The sequence below is a fragment of the Hydrogenophaga sp. genome (assembly GCF_026125785.1).
Classification (GTDB): domain Bacteria; phylum Pseudomonadota; class Gammaproteobacteria; order Burkholderiales; family Burkholderiaceae_C; genus Hydrogenophaga.
The window spans coordinates 1-22,318 of sequence record NZ_JAHCKL010000032.1; the positions used below are offsets into that span (position 1 = coordinate 1).

The following is a 22,318-nucleotide window of genomic DNA, read 5'->3' on the forward strand; positions in this document are numbered from 1 at the left end:
CCAGTTGCGGAGCGTGACGTGGGAGGGGTTGCCCCCGAAGGCTGCAGCCATCTCACGGTATGACAGCGCCTTGCCGCGCTGGACATGCTGCTTGGTGGTGATGAACACCCCGAAAGCCCTGCGGCGTTCGTCCTTGCGGTAGGCCTCCCCGTGGGTCAGGTTGGCGGCTGCAGCGGCCCACTTGGCCTCCTTGCGGGTCATCGGCATGATGGTCGCCTCGACCTGCTTACGGCCCAGTTCCTCCTGGGCGGCCATGCGGTGCCACCCATCGACCAAGTACAGGGCACCCCGCACGTCCGCAAGCCGCACCGGGGGCATGTCTGCGCCAGCGTTGTAGGCGGTGCGGTAGGCCTTCACGCGGCTGGTGGTGAGCTTCTCGCGGACCTGCCAGGAGGGCTCCTTGATGATGTCCGAGACGTTGACAAGGGCCTTGTCGCTACTGAAGCTCATGCCAGCCCCTCCAGGGCGCTCGCCAGCCGCTGCCGTTCCTGGCTGGCCTTGTCGATGTCCTCCCGCTCCTTGGCCGCCAGCATCAACCCAGGTGCGCCAAAGGCCTCCTTGAGGGGCACCGCCATGGCCCTGATGGTCCGTGGGGGACATCCCGATAGACCCGCTTGGCCTTGCCATCCTGCTGGTCCCAGTAGGTGCCCGCGTTGGTCGGCGCAAGGCGCAGTACACGGCGGACCAACTGGAAGTCGAAGGCATCGTCCGAGGTGAACCGGCGAGGGTGCTGCTCCTGGAAGATAAACATGGCGATTGCGGTCTTGATGACCACCCACGGCTCCACGTTCTCTGCCACGTTGCGGAGGTGGTGAGCAGCCTGGACGGCAAACCGCTGGGAGGCTTGGCCCTCGGCGTACCGCTGCAGGGTGGACCTGGAGGCATCCACGACGACACCCCAACGTGCCTGGAGGATGGCCCAGGCTTCGCTGTTGGGGTTGACGCTCCCCCGGAAACCGGACAGTTCTGAACTAAAGGCTGGCCGCTTCGTTGGGTTGAACTGACCTGCTGTTGCCGAACTCGCTCGGGGTCAGGTGGCCGAGCGAGCCGTGTGGTCGGTGGTGGTTGTAATCGTCCTGCCAGACCTTCAATTTCTCCCGGGCCTCGTGCAGCGTGACGAACTCGTTGACATTGAGGAACTCGTCGCGCAACCGTCCGTTGAACGACTCGATCAGGCCATTATCCGTGGGCTTACCGGGGCGGGTGTAGTCGAGTTTGATCCCCCGGCGATACGCCCAGTCGTCCAATGCCTTCGAGGTGAATTCCGTCCCGTTGTCCACGGTGATTGCCTTGGGCCAACCGCGGTGCCTGGCGACCTCATCGAGCGCCTGCGCCACGCACCGACCTGACAGCCGGAAGTTGGCCTCCAGGCACACGCTCTCGCGACTCCACTGATCGATGACCGTGAGGATGCGAAACGCGCGGCCATCGTGCGTCTGGTCGTGCACGAAGTCTATGCTCCAGTGCTGATTCTGGCCCGTGGGTTCACCCATTGCGATCGACAGCTTAAAAGCCAGCGTGTAGTCGCGCTGCGTGTGTTTGATGCCTGATTCCATTGACTCGCCTTTTCTTCGAGGAAAAGGTGTCAACCCAGGTCAGGACGGGTCATTGCCATGAAAAAAGGCCACCTTGCGGTGGCCTTGTTCATCCTGACATCCCTTTCGGGATGCCAAGAAACGTGCAGGATCAGCGGATCACTGCGATGGTGGTGCGCTGGCCACCCTTGTAGGTCATCAGCGTCAGGGCACCGTTCTTGATGTCGCCCTTCTCGTCGAACTCGATCTTGCCGGTCACGCCCTTGTAGTTCGTGGCCTTCAGAGCGGGCAGGTACTTGGCGGGATCGGCGGAGCCAGCGGTGACCATGGCGTTGGCCATGACCTTCACGGCGTCGTAGACGTAAGGTGCGTACACCTGGACGTCAACACCGAACTTGTTCTTGAAGTCGGTGCGGAACTTGTCCATGCCCACCTTCTCTTCGCCTTCCACACCACCGGCTTCAGCGCAGAACACGGTCTCTTCACCCATGCCATCGGCAGCCAGTTTCGGCAGCTCGCTGGTGCAGATGCCGTCGCCGCCCATGAACTTGGCGTTGATGCCCAGTTGCTTCATCTGCTTGAGCATGGGGCCGGCCACGGCGTCCATGCCGCCGAAGAACACCACGTCGGGCTTCTTGGCCTTCAGGGTGGTCAGGATGGCGTTGAAGTCGGTAGCCTTGTCGTTGGTGAACTCGCGGCCCACCACGGTACCGCCAGCGGCCTTCACGCCTTTTTCGAACTCATCGGCAACGCCTTGGCCGTAGGCCGTGCGGTCATCGATGACGGCGACGTTCTTGGCCTTGAGGGTTTCCACCGCGTACTTGCCCAGCGTGCCACCGAGGTGCACGTCGTCAGCCACGACGCGGAATGCGCCCTGGTAGCCCTGACGGGTGTACTTGGGGTTGGTGGCGGAGGGGGAGATCTGGGGAATGCCTGCGTCGTTGTAGATCTGCGAGGCGGGGATGGTGGTGCCCGAGTTCAGGTGACCGATCACGCCAGCGACCTTGGCGTCCACCAGCTTGGTGGCGGCAGCCGTGCCTTGCTTGGGATCGGCAGCATCGTCCTCAGCCAGCAGTTCGAAGGTGACAGGAGCGCCACCCATGGTGAGGCCAGCCGCGTTGAGTTCTTCGATCGCCATCTTGGCGCCGTTCTCGTTGTCCTTGCCGAGGTGGGCGATGGCGCCGCTGGTGGGGCCCACGTGACCGATCTTGACGACCTGAGCTGCAACCGCAGGGGCCGCCGCCGGCGCAGCGGCGGGTGCCGGTGCCTCTTCCTTTTTGCCACAGGCGGCAAGTGCGACAGCCGCAGCAATGACGGCCAGTTTGATGTTCAGTTGCATGGTTTTCCTCAGAAAGGTAAATGTTTGAACGCGGAGCGAACTTTTTTCTCCACGCCCATAAAGATACTCCAAAAAACGCACGGATTTCGCGGGATACAGGCCGTTCAAAGGTGGACCGAGGGTTTTCCCAAGGAACCATCAAGGCATTGAATCCTTCATTAGTACATCGCATCCCCCATGGGGCACCAGCGCTTAGGCTCTTGCAGCCTGCAGGTCATGCCTCAGAGGCTCGATTCCGTTCGATTTATAGAACTTCCAGCGCTCGCGCGCCCATCGACGGTCGTCGTCAGCCCCGGTGACAACTTCGATCACGCGCGCGAAACGATCGAAGCCGTCGGGCACGTCCTGTTGCAAGTTGACCAGCACCGAGGCCGTGCTGTCCACCGTCATGCGCCCGGTGAGCTGGATCGGCGAACGGGCCCACACATGGGGCGGATCGCCCGCTTTCGCATGGGGAAGGAAGCCGCCGACCACCAGCGTCCAGAGGGCGTTGTCAAGCGCGGCGAGATCGCCCTCTTCCGCGAACACGAGGAGGCGTGCGCCCTGCGCGTGCGCCTTGCGCAGCAGACGGCAGGCATAGCCCACCTTGTCGGGTGCGTTGAAGTGAAAAGCGACCTCGGTCACGTCGCGCCTCGCCGCATGCCGTGCGCTCAGGCCTTGGCCCGCCGAGCGCCGCCCGCCTTGCGCGCGCCGGCTGGCTTGCGTGCAGGGGCCTGAGCGGCCTGGTCGATCAGGTACTGCAGCAACAGTGCCACGGGTCGCCCGGTGGCGCCCTTGGCGGCGCCCCCCTTCCAGGCGGTACCGGCGATGTCCAGGTGGGCCCACGGCAGTTCGGCTGCGAATTTCTGCAGGAACTTGGCCGCCGTGATGGCGCCACCGGCGCGCCCGGCGACGTTGCCCATGTCGGCAAAGTTGGACTTGAGCCCTTCGGCGTACTCGTCGTCCAGCGGCATGCGCCAGCAGGGGTCGAGCGCGGCCTCCCCCGCCTGCTGCAGCGCCAGCGCCAGTTCGTCGTGGGGAGAGAACAGGCCGGAGCGCACGCCACCCAGCGCGATGACGCAGGCACCGGTGAGGGTGGCGATGTCCACCACGCTGCGGGGTTTGAAACGCGCCGCGTACGTCAGCGCATCGCAGAGGATGAGCCGGCCTTCGGCATCCGTGTTGAGGATCTCGATGGTCTGTCCGCTCATGCTGGTGACCACATCGCCGGGCTTGACCGCGCGGCCGTCGGGCATGTTCTCGCAACTCGGGATCAGGCCCACCACGTTGATCGCCGGCTGGAGTTCAGCCAGCGCGGCGAAGGTGCCCAGCACACTCGCCGCGCCCCCCATGTCGAACTTCATTTCATCCATTTCCGCCGCAGGCTTGATGGAAATGCCGCCGGTATCGAAGGTGATGCCCTTGCCCACCAGCACCACCGGCGCACTGGCCTTGTCCGCGCCGCTGTACTGCAAAACGATGAAACGCAGCGGTTCGGCCGACCCTTGGGCCACCGCCAGGAAAGCGCCCATGCCCAGTGCCTCGACCTGCTTCTGCCCCAGCACTTCGGTCTTGATCCGGGCATGCCGCCCCAGCTTGCGCGCGGCATCGGCCAGGTGGCTCGGCGTGGCATGGTTGGCGGGCCGGTTGGCCCACTCCTTGGCGAACTCCACGCCGGCCACCAGCGCCTTGCCGGTCTCGAACCCCTTGCGCACCTGGGTGGCCTGGCTCACGCCAACGACCACCTGGCGCAGGGCGCGTGGCTTGGCGCTGGGCTTGGTGGTGGTGAAGACATAGGACACGTCGGCGGCGGTCTGCACGGCCGCACGCACGGTGTTGTCGTCCGCATCGAGCAGGCTGAGCACCAGCGCCAGCTTCTTGACGGCGGGCAGCTTGAGGGAGCCCAGGCCTGCGGCGATGGCTTTGCGCACGGACGCAACGGACGCGTTGCCCACACCGACCAGCACCACGCGCGCGGCCTTCACGCCCTCGGGCCGGTAGGCGGCCAATTGCTTGCCCACTGCGGTGTCGAGGTCGCCTGCCTGCGCGGCCTGGGCCATGAGCTGTTCCAGCGGACTGGCGGGTTTGCCAGCCGGCCGGGCATCGGGCACGAGGACCAGCAAAGCGTCGCAGGGCAGTTGGGCCGCCTGGGCCAGGGAAAGGGATTTGAGTTCGAAGTCCATAATCGTGTTTTCCGGTTCTCGATCGATGTTATTCCATTCTTCCATCCGCAAAGAGCTGGCACGCAGCTTCGGTGCCACCCTGGTGGTCCTGTTCACCATCGTGCTGACCATGCTGCTGATCCGCACGCTCGGCCTGGCCTCACGGGGCAGCGTCAACCCGGAAGAGATCGCGCTGGTGCTGGGCTACACCGTGATCGGCCGCATGCCCACCGTGTTGACCCTGGCGCTGTTCATCGCCATCGTCTTTACGCTCTCGCGCATGTACCGCGACAGCGAGATGATCATCTGGTTCTCCAGTGGACGCTCTCTTGGGGGCTTTCTGGGGCCGGTGATGCGTTTTGCCTGGCCCATCCTGCTGGTGATCACGCTGATGGTGTTCTTCGTCTGGCCCTGGGCCAACCAGCAGACCGACAACCTGCGCGACCGTTTCGAGCGCCGGGGCGACCTGGAACGCGTGGCTCCGGGTCAGTTCCAGGAGTCGTCCAGCGGGCGGCGCGTGTTCTTCATCGACAAGGACACCGCGGACGGTACGGAGGGCCGCAACATCTTCATCTCCAGCACCGAGACGGATGGCCGGGAGACCGTGACCTCGGCGCGTTCCGGCCGCATCGAATGGATCAAGGACCAGCAGTTCCTGATGCTGAGCAACGGTCAGCGCCTGGAGACGGCGGCCGACCAGAGCACGCTGCGGGTCAGCGAGTTCGAGGAGTACGGCACACAGATTGGCTCGTCCGCGGCCAGCCAGCGCGGTGCCCAGGCGCTCAAGGCGCGCACCAGTTGGGACCTCATCATGGACCCCACGGGCCCCAACCTGGGTGAACTGGGCTGGCGCGTGGGCCTGGCCCTCACCGCCATGAACTTCGTGCTGATCGCCCTGGCCACCACCGTGAGCAACCCGCGCGCGGGGCGCAGCGGCAATCTGTTCTTCACCCTCTTCGCCTTCGTGTTCTATTACAACCTGCTCAACCTGGGCCAGAGCTGGGTGGCCAGCGGCTTGTTCAGCCTGGGCGGCTTCATGGTGCTGCTGCATGGCGGGGTCTTTGCGCTGGCGGCGCTCTGGCTGCTCAAGCGCCACTACAACCTGAGCCTGCGTGGCATCTTCAACGCCTGGCGGCATCGCGGCGCTGAGGAGGTGGCCCGATGAAAACCATTCGCCGACTGATCTACGGCGAGGTCTTCGCCGCCGTCGCGTTCGTGCTGTTGGCGTTTCTTTCGCTGTTTTTCTTCTTTGATTTCGTCGATGAACTGCCTGCACTGGGCAAGCCCTCGCCGCTGCAGCCTGAGCTGGTGTACGAGGTGCCGCATGCCCTGCTCTATGTGCTGCTGCTCATGCCCAGCCGGATCTACGAACTCCTGCCCATCGCCGTGCTGATCGGTTCGGTGTTCGTCCTGGCGCGCCTCGCGCAGGGGTCGGAGTACACCATCCTGCGCACCAGCGGCCTGGGGCCTTGGCGCGCCTTGCGCACGCTGCTCGGCCTGGGTGCGGTCTTCGTGGTGCTCACGTTCGCCATTGGTGACTACCTCTCCCCCCTTTCAGACCGCACCGCGCAACTGTTGAAAGCGCGCTACCAGGGCAACATCAGCCTGGGCAGCACGGGGGCCTGGCTCAAGGAGCGCCAGCCCTACAGCAACTTCTCGGTCAACGTCGGCTCCATGTCGGCGCAGGGCGAACTGAGCAATGTGCGCATCTTCGAATTCAACAACCAGGGCTTCCTGGTCTCCACCCTGCACGCCGCCACCGGGCAGATCGAGTCCGACGACTCCTGGACCCTGGGGCAGGTGCAGCGCCGCGAGTTCGACCCCGGCAGCCTGGCGCAGGGCCGCATCGTGCGCCGCGACCTGGATACCTTCCGCTGGCCCAGCGGCATCAACGCCGAAATGGTGTCGGTGGCACTGCTCAAGCCCGAACGCATGCGCACCGCCGACCTCTTCGGCTACATCCGCCACCTGGAGGCCAATGGGCAGACCGCGCAGCGTTACGAGATCGAGTTCTGGCGCAAGGTGTTCTACCCCTTGAGTTGCCTGGTCATGGTGGTGCTCGCCCTGCCCTTCGCCTACCTGCATTTCCGCTCCGGCGGCATCACGGGCTACGTCTTCGGCGGGGTGATGATCGGCATCAGTTTCTTCCTGCTCAACAACGTGTTCGGCTACATCGGCAACCTCAACCAGTGGCAGCCCTGGCTCGCCGCTGCTTCTCCGGCGCTGATCTATTCGGTCTTCTCGCTGGCGGCCTTCGGCTGGCTGGTGCTCAGGAGGTAGCCGAACATGCTCGGTGTCATCGTCTTCGCCCATGGTTCGCGTGACCCTCTTTGGCGCCGGCCGGTCGAATCGGTGGCCCGGCAGATTGCCGCCACCGACCCGGGCGCCCAGGTGTCCTGTGCCTACCTGGAACTGTGCGAGCCCGACCTCGCCAGCGCCGCCAGCGGCCTCGTGGCCGCAGGGGCGACGCACGTCCGCGTGCTGCCGCTGTTCTTCGGCATGGGCAAGCACGCGCGCGAGGATCTGCCCCACCTGATGGCAGGCATCGCCAAAGCCCATCCGCAGGTGCGCTTCGAACAACTGCCCGCCGCGGGGGAAGACCCTCGCCTGACCGCTCTGCTCGCGAAGATCGCCTTGGAGCCCAACGCATGAACCTTCACCAGTTCCGCTTCGTCCAGGAGGCGGTGCGCCGCAACCTCAACCTCACCGAGGCGGCCAAGGCGCTGCACACGTCCCAGCCGGGTGTGTCCAAGGCCATCATCGAGCTCGAGGACGAGCTCGGCATCGAGATCTTCGCCCGGCACGGCAAGCGCATCAAGCGCGTGACCGAGCCCGGCCAGCAGGTGCTCAAGAGCATCGACATCATCCTGCGCGAGGTGAACAACCTCAAGCGCATCGGTGAGCAGTATTCGGCGCAGGACAGCGGCACGCTGTCCATCGCGACCACGCATACCCAGGCGCGCTACGTGCTGCCCGGCCCCGTGGCCACGCTGCGCCAGGCCTATCCCAAGGTCTCGATCAGCCTGCACCAGGGCTCTCCCGATCAGGTGGCCCGCATGCTCATTGAAGAGGTGGCCGAAATCGGCATGGCCACCGAATCCCTGGTGAACTACCCTGAACTGGTCACGCTGCCCTGCTACGAATGGCAACACGTCCTGGTGTTCCCATTCGACCACCCGCTGCTGGAACGCGAGCGCATCACGCTGGACGACCTCGCACAGGTCCCACTCATCACCTACCACCCCAGCTACACCGGCCGCACCCGCATTGACCAGGCCTTCGCGCTGCGTCACCTGCAGCCCAATGTGGTGCTGGAAGCCATCGACTCGGACGTGATCAAGACCTACGTCAAGCTCGGCATGGGGGTGGGCGTGGTCGCCGAGATGGCCATGCAAGGGGAGAACCAGACCCCCGATCTGGTGGCCCGGCCCGCCGGTCAACTCTTTGGGCACAACCTGGCGCGCGTGGCCTTCAAGCGCGGCACCTACCTGCGCCACTTCGTGCTGCGCTTCGCCGAACTGCTCAGCGACCGCCTGTCCCGCGAGCAGATCCACCGCGCCATGACCGGTACGCCCGACGACTATGAACTGTGACCCACACCGCGCCAGCCTGCGGCCATCACCCACGCGCAGCACACGCCGTTGCGCGCCAAGGCCGGCTGCTCGGTACCCCCGGTTTGCCGCGCCCCTCGTCCCGTCCTATTCGCCGACATGAACCATTCGCTCTCGTCTCCTCCCGCCTCCCGCCTGCCCAACGTCGGCACCACCATCTTCACCGTGATGTCCGCGCTGGCCGCGGAGCACGGGGCGGTCAACCTGGGTCAGGGTTTTCCGGACTTTGGTTGTGATCCGGCCTTGGTGGACGCGGTCACCCGGGCGATGCAGGCCGGCCACAACCAATACCCGCCCATGCCGGGCTCACTGGCCTTGCGCCAGGCCATGGCCGCGAAGATGCAGGCACTGTATGGCCTGGCCTGCGACCCGAACACCGACATCACCGTCACCGCCGGCGCCACGCAGGCCATCCTGACGGCCATCCTCTGCGTGGTGCACCCGGGAGACGAGGTCATTGTCCTGGAGCCGTGCTACGACAGCTATGTGCCCAACATCGAGCTCGCCGGCGGTGTGCCGGTGCGGGTGCCCCTGACCCCGGGCAGCTTCCGCCCGGATTTCGACCGCATCGCCGCCGCCATCACGCCGCGCACCCGCGCGATCATCGTCAACACGCCGCACAACCCCAGTGGCACGGTCTGGACGGAAGCCGAGATGCGCCGGCTGCAGGAACTCCTGGCGCCCACGAACGTGCTGGTGATCAGCGACGAGGTCTACGAACACATGGTCTTCGATGGGCAGGCCCACCAGAGCGTGGCGCGCTTCCCCGGCCTGGCGGCGCGCGCCTTCATCGTCAGCAGCTTTGGCAAGACCTACCACGTCACCGGCTGGAAAGTCGGTACCGTGGTGGCGCCGGCCGCACTGACGGCGGAGTTCCGCAAGGTGCACCAGTTCAACGTGTTCACGGTGAACACACCCATGCAGCACGCGCTGGCCGAGTACATGGCCGACCCCGCGCCCTACCGTGAACTCGCCGCTTTCTACCAGCGCAAGCGGGACCTGTTCCGCGATGGCCTGGCCAGCACGCGTTTCCGCCTGCTGCCCGGCGAGGGTACCTACTTCCAGTGCGTGGACATCTCGGCGCTCGCGGTGCCCGAGCGCGACCTGCCCGAGGGCGATTTCTGCCAGTGGCTCACGCGCGAGATCGGCGTCGCGGCCATTCCGCTCTCCGCCTTCTATGGCAACGGCTTCGACCAGAAGGTGATCCGCTTCTGCTTCGCCAAGAAGGACGAGACCCTGCAGGCCGCCCTGCAGCGCCTGGCGCGCCTGTGAGCGCACCCAGGGCGCGACTCACTGGCTGAGCTGCGCCCAGGCCTTGTCCAGGCGCTTGAGGCTCACCGGCTGCGGCGTGCGCAACTCCTGCGCGAAGAAGCTCACCCGCAGTTCCTCCAGCAACCAGCGCAGTTCCTGCAGGCGCGCGTCCTGCACGCCCTTGCGCTCGGCCACCAGGCGCCAAAAGCGCTGCTCCTGCGGGCGCAGTTCGGCCAGCCGCGCGGCATCGCGCGCCGGATCGGCCCGCAGCTTGTCCAGCCGCAGTTGAACCGCCTTGAGGTAACGCGGCAGATGCTGCAGTTGCGCATAGGGCGTCTGCAACAGGAAGCGGCGGGGCATGAGGCGCTGCAGTTGCTGGGTGATGTCGGCCGCGACGTCGGCGGGAGGCTTGCTGTCCTTGAGCTTGCGCGCCGCGGCCGCGTATTCGGTCAGGATGGCACCCGCGCTGCGCGCGATCTCATTGGCGATCAGGGTGAGACGCCCCCGCCCCTCTTCCACCCTGCGCTGGAAGGCTTGCGCGTCCGCCGGCAACGGATCGGCGAGAAAGGCCCGGTCCAGCGACAGCTCCAGGATCTGCGTCCGCAGTTCCTCCAGCGTGCCGCCCCCGCCCGCTTCCTTGCCCACCCCCATGTAGGCCACGCCCATGGCCTGCAGGCCGGGCAGGTTCTTCTCCAGGTACTTCAGCGCATCGCGGATCTGCAGCGCGCACAGCCGCCGCAAGCCTTCCCGGTGGCGGGCTTGCGCCACCTCCGGTTCGTCGAACACCTCGATGCGCACGGCATCGCCGTCGTCCACCAGTGCGGGAAATCCGATCAGCGTCTGCGCGCCCTGGCGGATTTCCATCAGCTCGGGCAATTCGCCGAAGTCCCACGCGGTGTGGCGCTGTGCGGCGCTCACGGCCGGCGCCTTCTTCTGCGCAGCCTGCGGGGCGGCCGCGCCCGCAGGCGCAGGCGAAGCGGGTACCGGTGCGGGCGCGGAGGCCAGGCTGTCCCGCTTGAGCGAGGCCAGCGCCTGGAAGGCGCCGCGCGCCTGCGCGCCCAACTCGGCCTTGAGGGCCGCGAGGTTGCGCCCCTGGCCCAGTTGGCGGCCATGTTCGTCCACCACACGCAGGTGCATGAAGTGGTGCGGGCTGAGCATGTCGGGTTTGAGATCGGCGCGCTGGATGTCCAGTTGCGTGGCCTGGCGCACTAGGCGCAGCACCGCATCCTGGAAGTTGCCAGCGCCAAACACCGCCGGTTCGCTCAAGGCCTGGGCAAAGCGTTCCGCGGTGGCTGGCAGCGGCACCAGACGCGACCGCGGCCGCTGGTGCAGGGTCTTGAGCAGGGCCAGCAGCTTCTCCTTCAGCATGCCGGGCACCAGCCAGTCGCAGCGGTCTTCGCTGGCCTGGTTGAGGGCAAAGATCGGCAGCGTCACCGACAAACCGTCGCGCGCATCGCCCGGGTCGTGCAGGTAGCTGCAGGCACAGTCCACGCCGCCCAGTCGCAAGGTGCGAGGGAAGGTCTGGGTGGTGATGCCCGCGGCCTCATGGCGCATCAGTTCCTCGCGCGTGAGCCACAGCAGCTTCGGGTTCTCGCGCGAGGCTTCGCGGTACCAGCGCTCCATGCCCGCGCCGCTGCACACGTCGGCCGGCAGTTGCTGGTCATAGAAGGCGTAGATGAGCTCCTCATCGACCAGCACGTCCTGCCGGCGCGATTTGTGTTCCAGCTCGGCCACCTGCCGCACCAGCTTCTGGTTGGCGGCCAGGAACGGCAGACGGGTCTCCCACTCGCCGGCCACCAGCGCCTCGCGGATGAACAGCTCGCGCGCGCCCGCCGGATCGACACGGCCGTAGTCCGTGCGGCGGTTGTGGTAGACCACCAGCCCATACAGCGTGGCGCGCTCCAGCGCGGACACGCGAGCCGCCCGCTTCTCCCAGTGCGGATCCAGCAGTTGCTTTTTGAGCAGATGCGCCCCGACCTGCTCCAGCCACGTCGGCTCGATGGCCGCTATGCCCCGGCCGAACAGGCGCGTGGTCTCCACCAGCTCCGCGCACACGATCCAGCGACCTGGCTTCTTGCTCAGATTGGCGCCGGGATGGCGATGGAACTTGATGCCGCGCGCGCCCAGGTACCAGTCTTCGCTTTCACTTTTGCAGCCGATGTTGCCCAGCAGGCCTGACAGCATGGCCAGGTGCAACTGCTCGTAGGACGCGGGCGTGGTGTTCAGGCGCCACTGGTGTTCGGCCACCACGGTGTGCAACTGGTTGTGGATGTCGCGCCATTCGCGCACGCGCCGCACATTGATGAAATGTTCGCGCAACAGGCTTTCGTACTGCCGATGGCTGAGCTTGTGCTCCTTGCCGTGGCCGCCTCGGGCATCCTCCAGCCACTTCCAGAGCTTGAGGGTGCCGGTGAATTCGCTCTTTTCGTCGTCGAATCGGGCGTGCGCCTGGTCTGCCTGGGCCTGCTTGTCGAGCGGTCGGTCCCGCACATCCTGCACCGACAGCGCGGCGGCGATCACCAGCACCTCGTCCAGGGCACCTCGTTGGTGGGCTTCCAGAAGCATGCGGCCCACGCGCGGGTCCAGCGGCAGGCGCGAGAGCGTCGTTCCCGTGGGTGTGAGCTCGTTGGCCTCATCCACCGCGCCCAGCTCGGCCAGCAACTGATACCCGTCCGCAATGGCGCGGCGCTGCGGTGCCTCGATGAAAGCGAAGTCCTCCACCGCGCCCAGGTGCAGGGCCTTCATGCGCAGGATCACACCAGCCAGCGAACTGCGCAGGATTTCGGGGTCGGTGAAGCGGGGCCGGCCGTTGAAGCCGGCCTCGTCGTAGAGACGGATGCAGATGCCATCGGCCACGCGACCGCAGCGGCCGGCACGCTGGTTGGCCGCCGCCTGGCTGATGGGCTCCACCAGCAGCTGCTCCACCTTCTGGCGGAAGCTGTAGCGCTTCACGCGCGCGGTGCCGGCGTCGATCACGTAGCGGATCCCGGGCACCGTCAACGACGTCTCGGCCACGTTGGTGGAGAGCACGATGCGCCGGCCGCCGTGGGGCTGGAAGATGCGGTCCTGCTCGGCCTGCGACAGGCGCGCGAACAGCGGCAACACCTCGGCCTGGCGCAGCGCGGGCACATGGCTCAGGTGCTTGCGCAGGTGGTCCGCCGCCTCGCGGATCTCCCGCTCACCCGGCAGGAAGACCAGGATGTCGCCGCCCTGCGGCGTGCGCCACAACTCGTCCACCGCGTCGGCGATGGCGTTGTTCAGGTCGTACTCGCGGCTCTCCTCGAAGGGCCGCCAGCGCACCTCCACGGGGTAGGTCCGCCCAGAAACCATCAGCACCGGCGCCGGCCCTTTGGCGGAAGCGAAGTACTGCGCAAAGCGATCGGCGTCGATGGTGGCCGAGGTGACGACCACCTTGAGGTCGGGTCGGCGCGGCAGCAACTGGCGCAGATAGCCCAGCAGAAAATCAATGTTCAGGCTGCGCTCATGCGCTTCGTCGATGATGAGCGTGTCGTAGGCGTCGAGGTTCGGATCGGTCTGTGTCTCCGCCAGCAGAATGCCGTCCGTCATCAGCTTGACCGAGGCCTCCCGTGAGAGCCGGTCCTGGAAGCGCACCTTGTAGCCCACCACCGCGCCCAGCGGCGTGTCCAGTTCCTCCGCGATGCGCTTGGCCACGCTGGACGCGGCGATGCGCCGGGGCTGCGTGTGGCCGATGAGCCGCCCGCGCTGGCCGGGCCTGGCGTTGAGGCGACCGCGCCCCATGGCCAGTGCGATCTTGGGCAACTGCGTGGTCTTGCCCGAACCGGTCTCGCCGCAGACGATGACCACCTGGTGCTCGCGCAGCGCGGCCTCGATCTCCTGGCGACGGGCCGAGACAGGCAGGCTTTCTGGGAACTCGATCTTCAGCGGCGGGGAGGACAACGGCAAACTCGGTCAAAATCTCGCAACCCGGCATTATCCCCGCCCGGCCCCCAAGACCGCCCCTCTCCGCCACCCATGTCCACCGTCTTCAACTTCACCTTCGTGCCCTGGTTCCGCTCGGTGGCGCCGTACATCCACAAGTTCCGCAACCAGACCTTCGTGATCGGCCTGACCGGCGAAGGCATCGCGGCGGGCAAGCTGGCCTCCATCGCGCAGGACCTGGCGATGATCCAGGCCATGGGCGTGAAGATCGTTCTGGTGCACGGTTTCCGCCCGCAGGTCAACGAGCAGCTCCGGCTCAAGGGCCACGAAGCCAGGTACTCGCACGGCATGCGCATCACCGACTCCGTCGCGCTGGACTGCGCGCAGGAGGCCGCCGGCCAATTGCGCTACGAGATCGAGGCCGCCTTCAGCCAAGGTCTGCCCAACACGCCCATGGCCGGCGCGCGGGTGCGCGTGATCTCGGGCAACTTCCTCACCGCCCGCCCGGTCGGCCTGATCGACGGCGTGGACTTCCAGCATTCCGGCCTGGTGCGCAAGGTGGACACCGAGGGCATTCAACGCACGCTGGACATGGGCGCCCTGGTGCTGCTGTCGCCGTTTGGTTTCTCCCCCACGGGCGAAGCCTTCAACCTGACCATGGAAGACGTGGCGACTTCGGTGGCCATGGCGCTGCAGACCGACAAGCTGATCTTCCTCACCGAGGTGCCGGGCATCCGCGCGGACGCCAACGATCCCGAGAGCGAGATCGACACCGAACTGCCCCTGGCCGACGCCAAGCGCCTGGTCGCCAGCCTGCCGCTGCCCACCCAGCCCACAGACCCGGCGTTCTACCTCAAGCACTGCATCCGCGCCTGCGAAGGCGGCGTCGAGCGCAGCCACATCATCCCCTTCGCCATGGACGGCTCGCTCCTGCTGGAGATCTACGTGCACGACGGCATCGGCACCATGGTGGTGGACGAGAAGCTGGAGAGCGTGCGCGAGGCGACCATCGACGACGTGGGCGGCATCGTGGCGCTGATCGAACCGTTCGAAAAGGACGGCACCCTGGTCAAGCGCGAGCGCCACGAGATCGAACGCGACGCCGGCAACTACACCATCATCGAGCACGACGGCGTGATCTTCGGCTGCGCCGCGCTCTACCCCTATCCCGAGGAACGCACCGGCGAGATGGCCGCCCTCACCGTCTCACCGGACACGCAGAGCCAGGGCGACGGCGAACGCTTGCTCAAGCGCATCGAGGCACGCGCGCGCGCACAGGGTCTTCAGAGCATCTTCGTGCTCACCACCCGCACCATGCACTGGTTCATCAAGCGCGGCTTCGTGCAGGTCAACGCGGACTGGCTGCCCGAGGCGCGCAAGCGCAAGTACAACTGGGACCGCAAGAGCCAGGTGCTGGTGAAGAAGCTCAGTTGAGCGTCGCCGCCGGGCGCTTCACCCACAGGGCCAACGCCAGCAGGACGATGGCGCTGAAGCACAGGAACGACCAGTTCGCGATCGACAGGCCCAGGAACGTCCAGTCGATCACCGAGCAGTCGCCCGTGCCGCGGAAGATCATGGGAATGGCGCGGCGCAGCGGAAAAGCCTCGATCATCCCGAAGAAGTCGCGGCCGCAGGCCATGATCTCCGGCGGGTTCCACTGCAGCCAGCTCTGCCGCGCGGCCACGAAGGCACCGAACGCGGCCAGCAGCCCGATGACCGCCACGCCGCCGTAGCGCGCCCGACGGCCCTGGAACAGCGCCGTCAACCCCGCAGCCACCGCCACCGCCACCAGCGCATAGCGCTGCACGATGCACATCGGGCAAGGCTCCAGGCCGACCACGTGCTGCAGGTACAGGCCAAATGCCAGCAGGGCCACGCAGGCCAGGGCGGTCAGCCCCAGAAGACGGCGGGGATGGTTCGCGAACACGGAACGTGACGAAGAAGAAGACAGGCTGGAGAACAAGAGGACAACCCCGTGAAAGCTGGCGGAATCAGGACAACAGCTCAGTGAGACAGGGCGGGCGCCGCAAGTTCCCCGGGGCCGCACATCCACTCAGCTGACGAACGCGCGCTCGATGACGAAGTCGCCCGGCGTGGTGGTGTTGCCTTCCTTCAGGCCGGTCTTTTCACACAGCGCCTTGAGATCGCGCAGCATCTCCGGGCTGCCACAGATCATCACACGGTCCTCGGCTGGGTTGAGCAGCGGAACGCCCAGGTCCTTGGCGATCACACCGTCGCCGAGCAGTTGCGGAATGCGGCCCTGGTGAATGAAGGGTTCGCGCGTCACGGTGGGGTAGTACAGCAGCTTGCCCTGCACGAGCTCACCCAGGATCTCGTCCTTGACCAGTTCGTTCGAGAGCAACTCCCGGTAGGCCAGCTCGTTCACCTGGCGCACGCCATGGACCACGATGACCTGCTCGAAGCGCTCATAGGTCTCGGGGTCGCGCACGATGCTCAGGAACGGCGCCAGCCCGGTGCCCGTGCCCAGCAGGTACAGGCGCTTGCCTGGCAGGAGGTAGTCGATCAGCAGCGTACCGGTGGGCTTGCGGCCCACGATGATGCTGTCGCCCACCTGGATGTGCTGCAACCGCGAGGTCAGCGGGCCGTCCTGTACCTTGATGCTCAGGAACTCCAGGTGATCCGCGTAGTTCGGGCTGACGATGCTGTAGGCGCGCAACAGCGGCTTGCCGTCCACGCGCAGGCCGATCATGGTGAAGTGGCCGTTGGAGAAACGCAGCGAGGTGTCGCGCGTGGTGGTGAAGCTGAACAGCCGGTCGGTCCAGTGGTGGACACTCAACACGCGCTCTTCCTGAAATGCACTCATGACAACGATCCAGTGTTAGGGACAACCCGTATTGTAGAAAGTCGCCCACCCTGCCCCGGTCGCGGCTTTGACCCCGTTCCCGCACGGCTCCCGTGCAAACCTTGCTACAGTGGCGCTCGGTCGGCGGGCCAGAAGACCACACGCCAGCACCCGCGAGCGAAGCCGGCATCATGCCGGCGATTGAAAAGTTCGAGAACGAACAATTTCTTCGCTTCGTTATAACCAGATCATCTATTAAAGCCCCCAAGGAACGCCATGGCACGCACCGTCCACTGCATCAAGCTCGGCAAGGAAGCCGAAGGACTCGACTTTCCCCCCTACCCGGGCGAGATGGGCAAGCGCCTGTACGAAAACGTGAGCAAGGAAGCCTGGGCCGCGTGGCTCAAGCACCAGACCATGCTGCTCAACGAGAACCGCCTGAATCTGGCCGACGCCCGCGCGCGCCAGTACCTGGCCCGCCAGATGGAGAAGCACTTCTTCGGCGAAGGCGCCGACGCAGCCGCTGGCTACGTGCCCCCGCCCCAGGGCGAATAAGGCCCTCGCGGCGCGCCGACGCCTGGCCGCACCGCTCTCCCCGCATCGACCGAAATGTCCCGCCATGCCCTGGTGATCGGTGCCGGCCTGGCCGGCGCCGCCGTCTGCGCCCAACTGGCACGCAGAGGCTGGCGCATCACCCTGCTGGAGGCGGCCGACGGCCCCGCCCGTGGCGCTTCCGCATTGCCGGTGGGCATGCTCAGCCCACACGTCACACGCGCGCCCACACCGCTGTCGCGCCTGAGCGCGCTGGGCGTGGACACCACCCGTGGCGAGTTGCAGCGGCTGCTGCCTCAAGGCCAGGGCTGGCAGGCCTGCGAGGTCGACAACCTGGGCCACGACCAGGGCCGTTGGCCCGCCGCGCTGGTGCGCCCGGGCGCCCTGGTGCATGCCTGGCTGGATGAGGCCGGGCCGGCCCTGCAGGCACGGTGGCGAACACCTGTCCACGGCCTCGCGAGAACCGGCGACCAGGCCTGGCAGGCCCTGGACGCAACCGGCTCCGTTCTGGCGCAGGCGCCGGTGCTGGTGGTGGCCGCGGCCTTCGACAGCCTCGCCCTGCTCACTACCGGCGAAGGCCTGCTACCGCAAGCGCACCTGCCGCTGCGGCCGGTCAAGGGTCAGATGAGCCTTGCGGCGCTCGACGGCGAAGCACTGGCCGACAGGCCTCGGCGCGACAACGGCGTCTTCGTGCCCCGTTACGACGACAGCGGGCTGCCGCCCGCCTGGCCAGCCCGCATCTGGGCCATGGGCTCCACCTACACCCGGGGCGACGCCAGCACGCACCTGAGCGATGAGGCACACGCGGCCAACGCCAGCAGCCTGCAGGCACTCTGCCCGCCAGCCGCTGAACGCATGCGCCAGACACAGGCGCGAGGCGCGCTGCTGGGCTGGGCACAGGTGCGCTGCGCCTCGCTGGACCGCCTGCCCCTGGTGGGAGCAGCGGTGGACACGGTGGCGCTGAACGACGAGCTGGCCCGCGCACGGGGCCGGCACGGGCGCATCGCGCTGGAAGACATGCCGCGTCTGCCGGGCCTGCACCTGTGCACCGCGTTCGGCTCACGCGGCATCACGCTCGCGCCGCTGTGCGCCGCGCTGCTGGCCGCCAGGCTGGAAGAAGACGCCTCGCCACTGGAACCCGACCTCGTCCGTGCCCTCGACCCGGCGCGTTTTGCCTGGCGGCAGGCGCGCCGGCAGGTTCAGGTTAGATAAGGTCCAGCCACTCGGAAACCTGGCGCGGCTGCAACGGCCGCGCCAGCAAGGCGGTCACGCCCACGCGGTGCACGTCGCGCCGCACCCGGCGCCGGCGCCACCAGCCGGCCAGCGGCCCGGCCAGTTCGCTGGTGGCCAGGGTCAGCGCATGCGGGTTGCGTTGCACGAAGACCCGCATGATCGACCAGGTGTCGATGTGGTGGTCGTCCAGGTTGAAGACACCGCACAGGTAGGTATGGCGCCCGAGCAGGTCCACCGCGACCTCGGTCTCATCCACCTCGTCCACATGCACGATGCCGGCCAGCGCCAGGCGGGTACGCAGGTAGGTCCTCTCCTGGGGGTCCTCGCTGGCCACCAGCGCGCGGCGCTGCGGCTCCATGCCCGAGGCCATGTCCAGATCGAGGTCCAGCGACAGCGGCGCGGGCGCGGTGATGTCCAGATCCAGCAGGCCCGAATCCACCTGGTGCGCCGCGAACACCGAGTCGAGGTCGTGCAGCACGTCGGCCCAGGCGATCGGGCGGTCCAGCACGCGCCAGGCGTGCTCCGGCGCGTCCGGCCCCACCCAGATCAAGCGCTGGCCTGCCGGCATGGCCTTGGCATGCGACAGCACGGCCTCTGCGCTCTCGCCATCCACCAGCGCCACCTGGGCCAGCGAAGGCCCGGTGGGGCCTGCGGGCAGGCTTGGCGCCCAGGGCGCATAGACGATCTCCCGGTCCTGGGACAGGCGAAAGATGGTGTTCAGGGCGTGCCGCTCCACGTCGGAGAACCCAACCACGCTGACCAGGATGCGCTGTTTCTGCATGGGGCGAATGTTACGACGTGCAAGCGATGTGCGGTCGATTTTGAATGATGAACGGCAAACGAAAATGGCACTGACCGCAGGCGGGCATTGCTCATAGCCGGCAGCTATATATCCATGAACAAAAAATCGTTTGGGATATATCGCTGCATCCCTACAGTCACGGCCATGCCTGATATCGCCCTCATCCTGGCCGGATTTGCCGTGGGACTCATCGTGGGCCTCACGGGGGTCGGTGGCGGCTCGTTGATGACGCCCATCCTGATCTTTTTCTTCGGCGTCAAACCGTACCTGGCGGTCGGCACGGACCTGCTCTTCGCGGCCATCACCAAGTCCGGCGGCACCCTGAGCCTGGCGCGCCAGCGCCTGGTGCCCTGGCGCGTGGTGGGGCAGTTGTGCGCCGGCAGCCTGCCGGCGGCCTTGCTCACGCTCCTGGTCCTGCACCGGCTGGGGCCGGCCAGCGCGGTGGTGCAGTCGGTCATGACCAGCACGCTGGGCGCCGCCTTGCTGCTCACCGCCGCGGCCATGTTCTACAAGGCCGCGCGCGGCCGGCAGTTGCCGCGCCAGTTGCCGGAAACCGACCTGCAACGGGCCACGCAAGCCCGCCACTGGAGCCTGCCCGTGCTGTTCGGTGCCGTGATCGGCACCCTGGTCACGCTCACCTCCGTGGGCGCTGGCGCCATCGGCGTCTCCGTGCTCCTGCTGCTGTTTCCGCTGCTGCCGCTTCCGCGCATCGTGGCCGCAGACATCGCCTACGCGGTGCCGCTCACGCTGGTGGCCGGCCTGGGCCACGCCAGCCTGGGCTCGGTGGACTGGCCTTTGCTGGGCAAGCTGCTGGCGGGCTCGCTGCCCGGCATCTGGCTGGGCACGCGCCTGATGCGCCACACCCCCGAGCGCCTGGTGCGCTCCGGCCTGTCGCTGCTGCTGGCGTATGCCGGCATCAAGCTGATCGCCATCTGATTCCGTTTTCCAGAACCCGAACGACCTCCACGACGATGTACCAGTACTCCGAATTCGACCGCCAGTTCGTGCACCTGCGTGCCGCCCAGTTCCGCGACCAGCTCACCCGCTGGCAAGCCGGCACGCTGGGCGAAGACGAATTCAAGCCGCTGCGGCTGCAGAACGGCTGGTACGTGCAGCGCTTCGCCCCCATGCTGCGCGTGGCCGTGCCCTATGGCGAGATCTCCAGCGCGCAACTGCGCGTGCTGGCCAGGATCGCACGCGAATTCGACCACAAGGAAGACAACGACACCTCCAAGGCCAACGCCGGCCTGTCCGAAGTCCCCACCCTGCCCGACCGCTGCGCGCACTTCACCACGCGGCAGAACGTGCAGTACAACTGGATTCCGCTGTCGCGCGCGGCCGACGTCATGGATCTGCTGGCCAGTGTGAACATGCACGGCATCCAGACCAGCGGCAACTGCATCCGCAACATCACCACCGACGCACTGGCCGGCATCGCCGCCGACGAGGTGGCCGACCCGCGCCCCTTCGCGGAAATCCTGCGCCAGTGGAGCACGCTGCACCCTGAGTTCGCCTTCCTGCCGCGCAAGTTCAAGGTGGCAATCACCGGCGCGCGGGAGGACCGCGCGGCCACGCCCTGGCACGACGTGGGCCTGCGCCTGCTGCGCAACGTGGACGGCGACCTGGGCTTCCAGGTGCGCGTGGGCGGCGGCATGGGCCGCACCCCGATCATCGGCACCGTGCTGCGCGAGTTCCTGCCCTGGGACCAGATCCTGAACTACCTGGAAGCGGTGGTGCGCGCCTACAACCGCTTCGGCCGCCGCGACAACATCTACAAGGCCCGCATCAAGATCCTGGTGAAGGCCGAGGGCCAGGCCTTCACCGACCAGGTGGAGGCGGAGTACCGCGACATCCTGGAAAAAGACGGCGCGCCGCACACCATCACCCAGGCCGAACTCGATCGCGTGAGCGCCTTCTTCGTCACGCCGCCGCTGAGTTGCGACCGCAAGAGCGCGGACGCGAAGATCGCGCACATCCTCAAGGCCGCCGCCGAGGACGACCTGGAGTTCAGCCGCTGGCTGCAGCAGAACGTCAAGCCGCACCAGAACCCGGACCTGCGCGCCGTCACCCTGTCGTTCAAGCGTTTCGGCCAGGCGCCCGGCGACGCCTCGGCCGACCAGCTCGAACGCGCCGCCGACCTGGCCGAGCGCTTCTCCTCCGGCGAGGCCCGCGTGACCCACGAGCAGAACCTGTTGCTGCCCTGGGTGCGCTGCGACGCGCTGCCCGAGCTCTGGCGCGAAGCCCGCCGCCTGGGCCTGGCCCGGCCCAACATCGGCCTGCTCACCGACATGATCGCCTGCCCCGGCGGCGACTTCTGCGACCTGGCCAACGCGCGCTCGCTGCCGCTGGCGCAGGCCATCCTGGGCCGCTACCGGGACCTGGACGAACTGCACGACATAGGCGAGATCGACCTGCACATCAGCGGCTGCATCAACAGCTGCGGCCACCACCACAGCGGCCACATCGGCATCCTGGGCGTGGACAAGGATGGTCAGGAGTGGTACCAGGTCACGCTCGGCGGCTCCGACGGCACACGCCTCTCGGGCGAGGCCACGCCGGGCAAGGTGATCGGCCCCTCGTTCGCCGCCAGCGAAGTGCCTGACGTCGTCGAAGCCCTGCTGGACACCTACCGCGCCCAGCGCCAGGAGAAGGAAACCTTCGTCGGCACGCTGCGCCGCACCGGGCTGGACCCGTTCAAGACCGCCGCCAACGCGGTGCGCACCCAGACCGCCCGCGCCACCGCCTGAGGAGAACACGCATGAGCCAAGCCTCTTTTCAACTCTTCAGCGCCACCAGCTTCGAACCCGCCGAGGACGCCGCCCGCCGCCTGGCCATCGCCAACGACGCCGACCCGCGCGAGGCTGTGCTGGAAGGCATCGACGTGGTGGAGCTGAACTTCCCCAAGTTCACCGACGGCCGCGCCTTCAGCCAGGCCTTTCTGCTGCGCCGCCGCCTGGGCTTCCGGGGCGAGATCCGCGCCACCGGCGATGTGCTGATCGACCAGTTGCTGCAGATGCAGCGCAGCGGCTTCACGCAAGCGGTGCTGCGCGCCGACCAGGACCTGGCGCATGGCCAGGCCCTGCTCGCGCACTACCCGCACTTCTACCAGGGCGACGCCGTGCACACGGCGCCGCATTTCGCCGAGGCCTGA

General features: G+C 67.0%; 21 protein-coding genes. 11 read left to right on the forward strand and 10 right to left on the reverse strand.

Going from position 1 to position 22,318, the window contains the following annotated elements; genetic code table 11:
* The 6 genes from KIT53_RS19430 to KIT53_RS19455 all read right to left on the reverse strand — a co-directional run.
* Positions 1-450 (reverse strand): ParB N-terminal domain-containing protein (locus KIT53_RS19430; protein ID WP_297756054.1); only part of this gene is annotated, 450 nt, incomplete at its 3' end.
* Positions 447-575 carry a hypothetical protein gene (locus KIT53_RS19435; protein ID WP_297756056.1) on the reverse strand — a complete coding sequence of 43 codons (129 nt, stop codon included), beginning with the start codon at positions 573-575 and terminating at the stop codon, positions 447-449. The genes KIT53_RS19430 and KIT53_RS19435, both read right to left, overlap by 4 nt.
* A gap of 396 nt (positions 576-971) precedes the next feature.
* A complete protein-coding gene (locus KIT53_RS19440; RefSeq protein WP_297756058.1) occupies positions 972-1,556 on the reverse strand; it encodes an IS3 family transposase in 585 nt (194 codons plus the stop codon).
* 130 nt (positions 1,557-1,686) lie between these two features.
* Positions 1,687-2,874 (reverse strand): branched-chain amino acid ABC transporter substrate-binding protein, encoded by a 1,188-nt coding sequence (locus tag KIT53_RS19445; protein ID WP_297756059.1) that lies wholly within the window; start codon positions 2,872-2,874, stop codon positions 1,687-1,689.
* Positions 2,875-3,066: 192 nt separating this feature from the next.
* Positions 3,067-3,498: a DNA polymerase III subunit chi gene (locus KIT53_RS19450; RefSeq protein WP_297756060.1), complete on the reverse strand. Its 432-nt coding sequence runs from the start codon at positions 3,496-3,498 to the stop codon at positions 3,067-3,069.
* A gap of 26 nt (positions 3,499-3,524) precedes the next feature.
* Positions 3,525-5,036, reverse strand: coding sequence for a leucyl aminopeptidase (locus KIT53_RS19455; protein ID WP_297756061.1), 1,512 nt, complete (start codon positions 5,034-5,036; stop codon positions 3,525-3,527).
* Between the two features lie 25 nt (positions 5,037-5,061).
* Here KIT53_RS19455 and lptF point away from each other — a divergent pair, with 25 nt between their 5' ends.
* The 5 genes from lptF (at position 5,062) to KIT53_RS19480 (ending at position 9,898) form a co-directional block, all read left to right on the forward strand.
* The gene (gene lptF / locus KIT53_RS19460; protein WP_297756063.1) at positions 5,062-6,180 is read left to right on the forward strand and encodes an LPS export ABC transporter permease LptF; all 1,119 of its coding nucleotides are present in this window, start codon (positions 5,062-5,064) and stop codon (positions 6,178-6,180) included.
* Positions 6,177-7,295, forward strand: coding sequence for an LPS export ABC transporter permease LptG (lptG, locus tag KIT53_RS19465; RefSeq protein WP_297756065.1), 1,119 nt, complete (start codon positions 6,177-6,179; stop codon positions 7,293-7,295). Before lptF ends, lptG begins: the two co-directional genes overlap by 4 nt.
* Before the next feature lie 6 nt (positions 7,296-7,301).
* The gene (locus KIT53_RS19470; protein WP_297756067.1) at positions 7,302-7,667 is read left to right on the forward strand and encodes a CbiX/SirB N-terminal domain-containing protein; all 366 of its coding nucleotides are present in this window, start codon (positions 7,302-7,304) and stop codon (positions 7,665-7,667) included.
* Positions 7,664-8,608 (forward strand): CysB family HTH-type transcriptional regulator, encoded by a 945-nt coding sequence (locus KIT53_RS19475; protein ID WP_297756069.1) that lies wholly within the window; start codon positions 7,664-7,666, stop codon positions 8,606-8,608. Before KIT53_RS19470 ends, KIT53_RS19475 begins: the two co-directional genes overlap by 4 nt.
* Positions 8,609-8,725: 117 nt before the next feature.
* On the forward strand, positions 8,726-9,898 hold the full coding sequence (locus tag KIT53_RS19480) for a pyridoxal phosphate-dependent aminotransferase (RefSeq protein ID WP_297756071.1): 1,173 nt from the start codon (positions 8,726-8,728) through the stop codon (positions 9,896-9,898).
* An 18-nt stretch (positions 9,899-9,916) separates the two neighbouring features.
* On the opposite strand, the gene hrpA is transcribed toward KIT53_RS19480, so the two are convergent.
* The gene (gene hrpA / locus KIT53_RS19485) at positions 9,917-13,795 is read right to left on the reverse strand and encodes an ATP-dependent RNA helicase HrpA (protein ID WP_297756103.1); all 3,879 of its coding nucleotides are present in this window, start codon (positions 13,793-13,795) and stop codon (positions 9,917-9,919) included.
* Between the two features lie 75 nt (positions 13,796-13,870).
* Here hrpA and argA point away from each other — a divergent pair, with 75 nt between their 5' ends.
* Positions 13,871-15,211 carry an amino-acid N-acetyltransferase gene (gene argA, locus KIT53_RS19490; RefSeq protein ID WP_297756072.1) on the forward strand — a complete coding sequence of 447 codons (1,341 nt, stop codon included), beginning with the start codon at positions 13,871-13,873 and terminating at the stop codon, positions 15,209-15,211.
* On the opposite strand, the gene KIT53_RS19495 is transcribed toward argA, so the two are convergent.
* Together KIT53_RS19495 and KIT53_RS19500 are read right to left on the reverse strand one after the other, a co-directional pair.
* Positions 15,204-15,704: a disulfide bond formation protein B gene (locus KIT53_RS19495; protein ID WP_297756074.1), complete on the reverse strand. Its 501-nt coding sequence runs from the start codon at positions 15,702-15,704 to the stop codon at positions 15,204-15,206. The genes argA and KIT53_RS19495 overlap by 8 nt on opposite strands.
* A 126-nt stretch (positions 15,705-15,830) precedes the next feature.
* Positions 15,831-16,601 carry a ferredoxin--NADP reductase gene (locus KIT53_RS19500; RefSeq protein WP_297756076.1) on the reverse strand — a complete coding sequence of 257 codons (771 nt, stop codon included), beginning with the start codon at positions 16,599-16,601 and terminating at the stop codon, positions 15,831-15,833.
* A gap of 255 nt (positions 16,602-16,856) precedes the next feature.
* On the opposite strand from KIT53_RS19500, the gene KIT53_RS19505 reads away from it, so the two are divergent.
* Together KIT53_RS19505 and KIT53_RS19510 are read left to right on the forward strand one after the other, a co-directional pair.
* Positions 16,857-17,135, forward strand: a complete 279-nt coding sequence (locus tag KIT53_RS19505; RefSeq protein WP_297756078.1) for an oxidative damage protection protein — start codon at positions 16,857-16,859, stop codon at positions 17,133-17,135.
* Between the two features lie 54 nt (positions 17,136-17,189).
* The gene (locus KIT53_RS19510) at positions 17,190-18,344 is read left to right on the forward strand and encodes an FAD-dependent oxidoreductase (RefSeq protein WP_297756079.1); all 1,155 of its coding nucleotides are present in this window, start codon (positions 17,190-17,192) and stop codon (positions 18,342-18,344) included.
* Here the strand turns inward: KIT53_RS19510 and KIT53_RS19515 are convergent.
* A complete protein-coding gene (locus tag KIT53_RS19515) occupies positions 18,337-19,146 on the reverse strand; it encodes a hypothetical protein (RefSeq protein ID WP_297756081.1) in 810 nt (269 codons plus the stop codon). The two genes, KIT53_RS19510 and KIT53_RS19515, sit on opposite strands and share 8 nt — an antisense overlap.
* A gap of 165 nt (positions 19,147-19,311) precedes the next feature.
* Here KIT53_RS19515 and KIT53_RS19520 point away from each other — a divergent pair, with 165 nt between their 5' ends.
* From KIT53_RS19520 to KIT53_RS19530, 3 genes are read left to right on the forward strand one after another with little or no spacing between them, the layout of a single operon-like run.
* On the forward strand, positions 19,312-20,103 hold the full coding sequence (locus tag KIT53_RS19520; RefSeq protein WP_297756082.1) for a sulfite exporter TauE/SafE family protein: 792 nt from the start codon (positions 19,312-19,314) through the stop codon (positions 20,101-20,103).
* Positions 20,104-20,138: 35 nt separating this feature from the next.
* Positions 20,139-21,914, forward strand: coding sequence for a nitrite/sulfite reductase (locus KIT53_RS19525; protein ID WP_297756084.1), 1,776 nt, complete (start codon positions 20,139-20,141; stop codon positions 21,912-21,914).
* A gap of 11 nt (positions 21,915-21,925) precedes the next feature.
* Positions 21,926-22,318 carry a DUF934 domain-containing protein gene (locus KIT53_RS19530; protein WP_297756085.1) on the forward strand — a complete coding sequence of 131 codons (393 nt, stop codon included), beginning with the start codon at positions 21,926-21,928 and terminating at the stop codon, positions 22,316-22,318.

Coding starts and splice junctions, on each gene's coding strand:
- KIT53_RS19445 (WP_297756059.1), bottom strand. CDS start 2,874: ATGCAACTGAACATCAAACTGGCCGTCATTGCTGCGGCTGTCGCACTT.
- KIT53_RS19440 (WP_297756058.1), bottom strand. CDS start 1,556: ATGGAATCAGGCATCAAACACACGCAGCGCGACTACACGCTGGCTTTT.
- lptF (WP_297756063.1), top strand. CDS start 5,062: ATGTTATTCCATTCTTCCATCCGCAAAGAGCTGGCACGCAGCTTCGGT.
- KIT53_RS19475 (WP_297756069.1), top strand. CDS start 7,664: ATGAACCTTCACCAGTTCCGCTTCGTCCAGGAGGCGGTGCGCCGCAAC.
- KIT53_RS19480 (WP_297756071.1), top strand. CDS start 8,726: ATGAACCATTCGCTCTCGTCTCCTCCCGCCTCCCGCCTGCCCAACGTC.
- argA (WP_297756072.1), top strand. CDS start 13,871: ATGTCCACCGTCTTCAACTTCACCTTCGTGCCCTGGTTCCGCTCGGTG.
- KIT53_RS19500 (WP_297756076.1), bottom strand. CDS start 16,601: ATGAGTGCATTTCAGGAAGAGCGCGTGTTGAGTGTCCACCACTGGACC.
- KIT53_RS19520 (WP_297756082.1), top strand. CDS start 19,312: ATGCCTGATATCGCCCTCATCCTGGCCGGATTTGCCGTGGGACTCATC.
- KIT53_RS19435 (WP_297756056.1), bottom strand. CDS start 575: ATGGCGGTGCCCCTCAAGGAGGCCTTTGGCGCACCTGGGTTGATGCTG.
- KIT53_RS19510 (WP_297756079.1), top strand. CDS start 17,190: ATGTCCCGCCATGCCCTGGTGATCGGTGCCGGCCTGGCCGGCGCCGCC.
- KIT53_RS19530 (WP_297756085.1), top strand. CDS start 21,926: ATGAGCCAAGCCTCTTTTCAACTCTTCAGCGCCACCAGCTTCGAACCC.
- KIT53_RS19455 (WP_297756061.1), bottom strand. CDS start 5,036: ATGGACTTCGAACTCAAATCCCTTTCCCTGGCCCAGGCGGCCCAACTG.
- KIT53_RS19525 (WP_297756084.1), top strand. CDS start 20,139: ATGTACCAGTACTCCGAATTCGACCGCCAGTTCGTGCACCTGCGTGCC.
- KIT53_RS19515 (WP_297756081.1), bottom strand. CDS start 19,146: ATGCAGAAACAGCGCATCCTGGTCAGCGTGGTTGGGTTCTCCGACGTG.
- KIT53_RS19505 (WP_297756078.1), top strand. CDS start 16,857: ATGGCACGCACCGTCCACTGCATCAAGCTCGGCAAGGAAGCCGAAGGA.
- lptG (WP_297756065.1), top strand. CDS start 6,177: ATGAAAACCATTCGCCGACTGATCTACGGCGAGGTCTTCGCCGCCGTC.
- KIT53_RS19470 (WP_297756067.1), top strand. CDS start 7,302: ATGCTCGGTGTCATCGTCTTCGCCCATGGTTCGCGTGACCCTCTTTGG.